We start from the raw sequence: 5,807 nt of genomic DNA on the forward strand, positions 1-5,807 counted from the left end.
ACCGCGACAGCAGCTTGTCCCACGCGCCCGCGATGCCCTGCGGCGCGTACACCATCAGCGCGAGCAGCGCCGCGCCGTAGATGAGGCCGCGCCACTCCGCCAGGCCGGTCAGCAGCTCCGGGAGCGCGAAGAACAGCAGCGTGCCGATGATCGGGCCCGCCAGGCGCGCCGCGCCGCCGATGATGACGACCAGCAGGAACAGGATCGAGAAGTCGAGCGTGAAGTCGTCCGGCGTGACGAGCCCGTGGTGGACGGCCAGCAGCGCCCCGCCCAGCCCGGCGGTGGCGCCGCCGCAGGCGAACGCGAACAGCTTCGCCCGCGCGGGGCCGACACCGACGCTCCGCGCCATCTCCGGCGCGTCCCGGACGGCCATCATGCCCCGTCCGAGACGGGAGTCGACGATGTTGCGGACCATGACGAACAGTACGGCGTTCACGGCGATGACCAGCCACAGGACGTCCCGCTCCGCCAGCTCCCACGACCCGATCGCGGGCCGCGGGATGCCGACGAGCCCGGACCAGCCCCCGGTCAGCCCCTCGAACTCGACGAGCAGGCTGCGCGCCGCCATCGCCGCGCCGAGCGTCACCAGCGCGATGTACCAGGACGACAGGCGGAACGCGGGGAGCGCCATCAGCGTCCCGGCGACCGTGGTGACCAGCACCGCCGTGGGCGCCGCCGTCCAGAACGTCCAGCCGTGGTCGGCCATGAGGACGCCGGTCGTGTACGCGCCGACGGCGACCAGCGCGCCCTGGCCGAGCGAGACCTGGCCGGTGTAGCCGAACATGATGTTCAGGCCCGTCCCGACCACCACGTAGATCGCGGCGGTGGTGGCGAGGTAGGTGATCGTGGGGTCGCCGGTCGCGGGCGGCAGCACGGCCGCCGCCGCCAGGAGGACGAGCCAGGGCGCGGCACGGCGCACGGCGCCCGGCCGGTTCCGGATGGCCTCAGACATGGCGCTGCACCGCCAGACCGCGCAGGCCGTTCGGCCGGACGAGCAGGATGAGCAGCATCGCCGCGAGCAGCACGACCGACTGCGAGCCGGGCGAGGCGTAGGCGGCGCCGGCGGCCTCGACGGTGCCGAGCACCCAGCCGGCCACCAGCACGCCGCGGTTGTCGCCGATGCCGCCGACCGCCAGGGCGGCGAACCCCTTGATCAGCAGGCCGAGGCCCATCGTCACCGAGGCGAGCAGCAGCGGCGCCGCCAGCACGCCGGTGAGCCCCGCCAGCGCGCCGCCGAGCAGGAACGAGCGCCGGGTCAGCGCCCGCGGGTCGATGCCGCGCAGCCGGGCGCCGTCGCGGTCGGCGGCCACCGCGCGCAGCGCGGTGCCGAGCCGGGACCGGTCCAGCAGGCCGAGCAGCAGCACCACGGCGACGGCGACCGCCACCACCGCGACCTGGTAGCTGGAGAACCGGAACCCCGCCACGTGGTTGACGTCCAGGGACAGCGGCCACGGCGGCGCGACGGTGCTCGGCTGGTCCGTCCAGAGCCGTCCGGCGGCCTCCGCGATCAGCAGCGAGAACGCCAGCGTGGTGATGACCCAGCCGGCGGCGTGGGACGACCTGCGCAGCACCGGGGTGACGGCCACCCGCTCCTCGGCCAGCGTCACGACCCCGACGACGGCCATGACGCACAGCACGGCGATCCCCCAGGGGAGCCGGCCGATCGGGGTGGCGGCCATCAGCATCGCGCCGATCATGATGAGCTCGCCCTGCGCGAAGTTCACCACGTTCGTCGGCCGGTGCAGCACGTTGAAGCCCATCGCGACGAGGCCGTACAGGCTGCCGAAGACCAGCCCGGCGACCAGGATGTCGGCGATCATGGAGCGGTCACACCCCGTCCGCGCGGCGCCGCAGGACCCCGCCGAGGCTCTCCGGGTCCTTCGCCGACATCAGGGTGCCGATGGTGATGTCCTCGTCGGCGATGCCGGAGTGCCGCTTCGCGGTGAAGGAGACCTTCGCGCGGATGCCCTGGTAGCCGCTCACCTTGTCGAGGGCGGCCTTCAGCTTGGCCGGGTCGGTGCTCTTGGTGTCCTCGACGACCTTGGCCATCAGCATCATGTAGTCGTAGTAGGGACTCGTCACCGCCGAGTAGCCGAGGCCGGCGGTGTCCGGGTGCTTGTTGATGCGCTCGACCAGCTTGGTCACCTCCGCGGACGGCTTCTCCTGGCCGGTGTAGGTGAGCCCCCGGTAGGTGGTGCCGAAGAACCCGTCGAGCAGCGGACGCGGGAACTCTCCGAGCGCGTCGATGTAGTTGAGGTCGTGCGACACGATCACCGGCTGGAAGCCGCTCGCCGCCATCGCGCGCAGGATGAGGACCGTCGCCTGCGGCTGGCCGGTGAACAGGCCCAGCCCGTCCACGCCGGCGCGTTCCAGGTTGCGGACGAACGGCGTCATGTCGGAGGCGTCCACCTCGAACACCTCGACGGCCACCGGCTTGGTGGAGTAGGCGTCCCGCAGGGTCGCCACGACGGCGTCCCTGATCGAGGTGCCGAACTCCGAGTTCTCCACGATGATGCCGATCTTGCGCAGTCCCCGGACCTCGTGGAGGAAGCGCGCGGCGACCCTGGCCTGCTGGGTGGTGTTGTAGACGAGCTGGTAGTGGTGCGGGAAGCGGTCGCCGTCGCCGAGCAGCTCGGCCCCGCCCCACGCCGACTGGATCAGCTCGGCGCGGGCGAGCGCCGTCACCGACGCCAGCACCTGCGAGCTGCCGGTGGGGCCGACGACGAAGGTGGGCTTGTCCCGGATCAGCCGCTGCGCCACCGCGGGCTGGCTGGCCGGGCTCCCCTTGTCGTCGTGCTCGGTGACCTGGACGGCCTCGCCGAGCAGCCCGCCGGCCGCCTTGATGTCCTCCAGGGCGAGCCGCGCGCCGACGTAGATCGGCTTGTAGGCGGCGGCGAGCCGGCCGGTCTTCGGCTCCACCCACCCGATCCGGGCGGCCTTCGTCCCGCCGCCGCCCGAACCGCCGCACGCCGCCGTTCCCAGGCCGAGCACGCCGAGCGCGGTGGCGGACGCGGCGCCCGCCAGGAACCCGCGCCGGGACATCCCGTCCGTCCGGTAAGTGACCAAGGCCGCCTCCTCGATGTGGTGTATGAACGTTTGTATACTTCACCCCGATCCACGTCAAGGGAGGTCTGGCAGCGCCGGTCCCCGCCGCACCCTGCGGCGGTCTGGTGTCCGAGAGATTCGCGTTGCTTCGCCGCGATGCGGCGACGGCGGCTTCCATGCCGCCGGACGGCGCTCCGCATCGTCATGGGCCGAGGGCGCGACGAGCGGGAAAAGGGCGGCCCGGATCGAGCGGTGGGGTGCGTCGATCCGGGCCGCCGGGCGGTGATCCGTAGGTTATGAAGCCTGGTTCTCGTCGTCCCTGATCCAGTCGACCGGGATCTCCACGACGCCGGTCGGCTCGCCGCCGGCGAGCAGCTCGTACGGTTCGTCGTCGGCCATGAGGGAGGAGTCGTAGCGAAGGGCCAGCTCGCAGGTGATGGCCGGGGCCAGCGTCGTGTTGCTCTCGTGGATCCAGCCGTGCATGCCGATCTCGTGGCCGGCGGCGACGTAGTCGCGGGCCTCCTCCGGGTGCAGCAGGCCCGAGACCGCCGGCATGAAGAACGAGGCCGGGATGCCGAAGCGCTCCAGCAGGCGGAGCACCCGGCGGGCGCCGACGCGGGAGCCGTACTCCCCCTGCGCCAGGGGACCCGGCCCGGTCTCGCCGACGCGCAGGAAGCTCGTCTCGTGGTCGCAGTCAGAGGAGAGCGCGACCGCGACACGGGCGCCGCCCGGCCAGGACGCCGGGTGCAGGGAGCGGCCGGCGCGGACCCGCGCCACGTGGCCGCGCCAGGTCTGCTCGTCCCACTGCCAGGGCTGCTGTTCGGTCATGTGAGCCTCTCCGGTTCGTTGGGGACTGCGGGGGTCTCACGCGCGGTCGTCGCCCTAGTCGGGCAGCGCCTCCGCGAGCTGCTGGCGGGAGGTGATGGCGAGCTTGGTGAAGACCTTGCTCAGGTGGTATTCGACGGTGCGGGGGCTGAGGAAGAGCTGGGCGCCGATCTCCGGGTTCGACAGGCCCGTCCGGGCCAGGCGGGCGATCTGCCCTTCTTGAGGGGTGAGGTTGCCGCCGGCGGAGGCGATGGTGCGTTTGCGGACGGTCTCGCCGGTGGCCTGCAGTTCGCGTTGGGCGCGGCTCGCAAAGGCCGTGGCGCCGAATTCCTGGAACATCTCGTAGGCGGTGCGCAGGTGCTCGCGCGCGTCGGTGCGGCGTTTCTCACGGCGCAGCCACTCGCCGTACACCAAGTGGGTGCGGGCGAGGTAGACGGCGGCGCGGCTGCGCTGGAGGTGTTCGATGGCCTCCTGGTACAGCAGGTCGGCGTCCTCGCCGTCGGAGAGCAGCGCCTTCGAGCGGGCGAGCATGCCGAGGGCCAAGTCGGTGCCGCTGGCGGTGGTGCGTTCCATGAGCTGCCGCAGCGCGGTCGCGGCCGCTTCCGGGGCCTTGCTGTAGGCGGCCGCCTCGATCAGTTCGATGAGGGCGAACCCGGTGGCCCCGAGATCGTCATGCCTGCACGCACGTTCCGCATAGTCCAGGGCCTCCTGGTAGCGGCCAAGGGCGTTGTGAACCAAGGCGCCCATGTAGAGGCTCTGGCTGACCGCTCGGCCCTCGCCCCAGGTGCTCGCCGATTCGGCGGCGGCGTCCATCTGCGCCGGCGCATCGTCCGCTCCGCGCCACGCGCGGAGCAGGGTGATGGCGAAGCCGAAGTAGGAGTTGCCGGTCACCTTCAGGATCGCGTCGGACTCCTCCACCAACGTGGCCGCCGCATCGAACTGACCTGCGTAAACGTGGACGGCGGCGCGGTAGGTGAGGGCTTGGGGGAGGAAGTGGAGCGCTCCCATCTCACGCGCGGCTCGGACCGCGTGCTCGGCCAGGTCGTGGAGGGTGGTGTCGTCCCACATGTCCGCGGCGACCAGGTAGCTCAGCCAGAGCCAGCGCATGTTGTCGTCGGGGTCGCTGCGGGCTTGTTGCCGGAACATCTGCAGGACGTTCTTCAGCTGCGGTGCTCCTTGGGCGAAGCCGTCGCAGAAGCGTGTCGCCAGCGCGTCGAGCAGGGCGTCGACTGGGCGGGCCGGTTGTGGTCCTTGGGGTGCGGTGCGGGCGGCGTCGGCCACGGTCCGCAGGAGGCCGGGCCGGCCGAGCCTCCCGGCGAAGATCGCCGACCCCATCGCGTCGATGTACGCTTCGCGGGCCTGCCCGGCATCGACGCGGGCCAGCCGCCCGGCCGCCTCCAGCAACGGCTGCAGCGCCTCACCCCCGCGCTTGCGCGCGAAGATGATCTGGGCGCGCAGCCAGGCCATCCGCCCGCTCTGCAACTCGGTCAGCGGGCCCCGCTCCGCCGACACCAGCAACTCCAGCGCCATGTCGGGGGCGCCGGAGTCGAACGCGGCCTGCGCCGCCGCCAAAGCCCTCGCGGTGCGCCGGGCCGGGTCGGGGGTCAGCTCGGTCGCGCGCCGCAGGAACGCCGCCGCCGCCGCGATACCCCCGCGGACCTGGGCCCGGTCGGCCAGCCGCTCCAGCTCACCGGCCACCGACTCGTCGGCCTCCAGCGCCGCGTGCGCGCGATGCCAGGCCCGCCGCTCGGGATCGGACGCCGGGTCGGTCGCCTCGGCCAGCGCGCCGTGCGCCGCCCGCCGCTGCGGCGGCGACGCGGCCGAGTACACCGCCGACCGCACCAGCGGATGCCGGAACCGCAGCCACGTCCCGATCTCCAGCAGCTCCTCGGCCTCCGCCCCGTCTCCTATACACATCCGACGCTCCCCCCACCCGT

General features: G+C 72.7%; 5 protein-coding genes. All 5 read right to left on the bottom strand.

What is annotated here, in order from left to right; translation table 11 throughout:
- Window positions 1-952 (bottom strand): branched-chain amino acid ABC transporter permease (locus tag ETD96_RS40240; RefSeq protein ID WP_138641737.1); only part of this gene is annotated, 952 nt, incomplete at its 3' end.
- Window positions 945-1,820, bottom strand: coding sequence for a branched-chain amino acid ABC transporter permease (locus tag ETD96_RS40245; RefSeq protein WP_138641738.1), 876 nt, complete (start codon window positions 1,818-1,820; stop codon window positions 945-947). The genes ETD96_RS40240 and ETD96_RS40245, both read right to left, overlap by 8 nt.
- Window positions 1,821-1,827: 7 nt before the next feature.
- Entirely contained in the window at window positions 1,828-3,066 is a 1,239-nt protein-coding gene (locus ETD96_RS40250; protein WP_138641739.1) for an ABC transporter substrate-binding protein, read from the bottom strand.
- 273 nt (window positions 3,067-3,339) lie between these two features.
- On the bottom strand, window positions 3,340-3,873 hold the full coding sequence (locus ETD96_RS40255; RefSeq protein ID WP_138641740.1) for a polysaccharide deacetylase family protein: 534 nt from the start codon (window positions 3,871-3,873) through the stop codon (window positions 3,340-3,342).
- Window positions 3,874-3,927: 54 nt separating this feature from the next.
- A partial coding sequence (locus tag ETD96_RS40260; RefSeq protein ID WP_138641741.1) for a helix-turn-helix transcriptional regulator occupies window positions 3,928-5,807 on the bottom strand: 1,880 nt, incomplete at its 5' end.

The sequence above is a fragment of the Actinomadura geliboluensis genome (assembly GCF_005889745.1).
In the GTDB taxonomy this organism is placed as follows: Bacteria; Actinomycetota; Actinomycetes; order Streptosporangiales; family Streptosporangiaceae; genus Spirillospora; species Spirillospora geliboluensis.

Excerpts from the sequence above, each read along its gene's own strand:
- ETD96_RS40255 (WP_138641740.1), bottom strand. The coding sequence starts at position 3,873 with ATGACCGAACAGCAGCCCTGGCAGTGGGACGAGCAGACCTGGCGCGGC.
- ETD96_RS40245 (WP_138641738.1), bottom strand. The coding sequence starts at position 1,820 with ATGATCGCCGACATCCTGGTCGCCGGGCTGGTCTTCGGCAGCCTGTAC.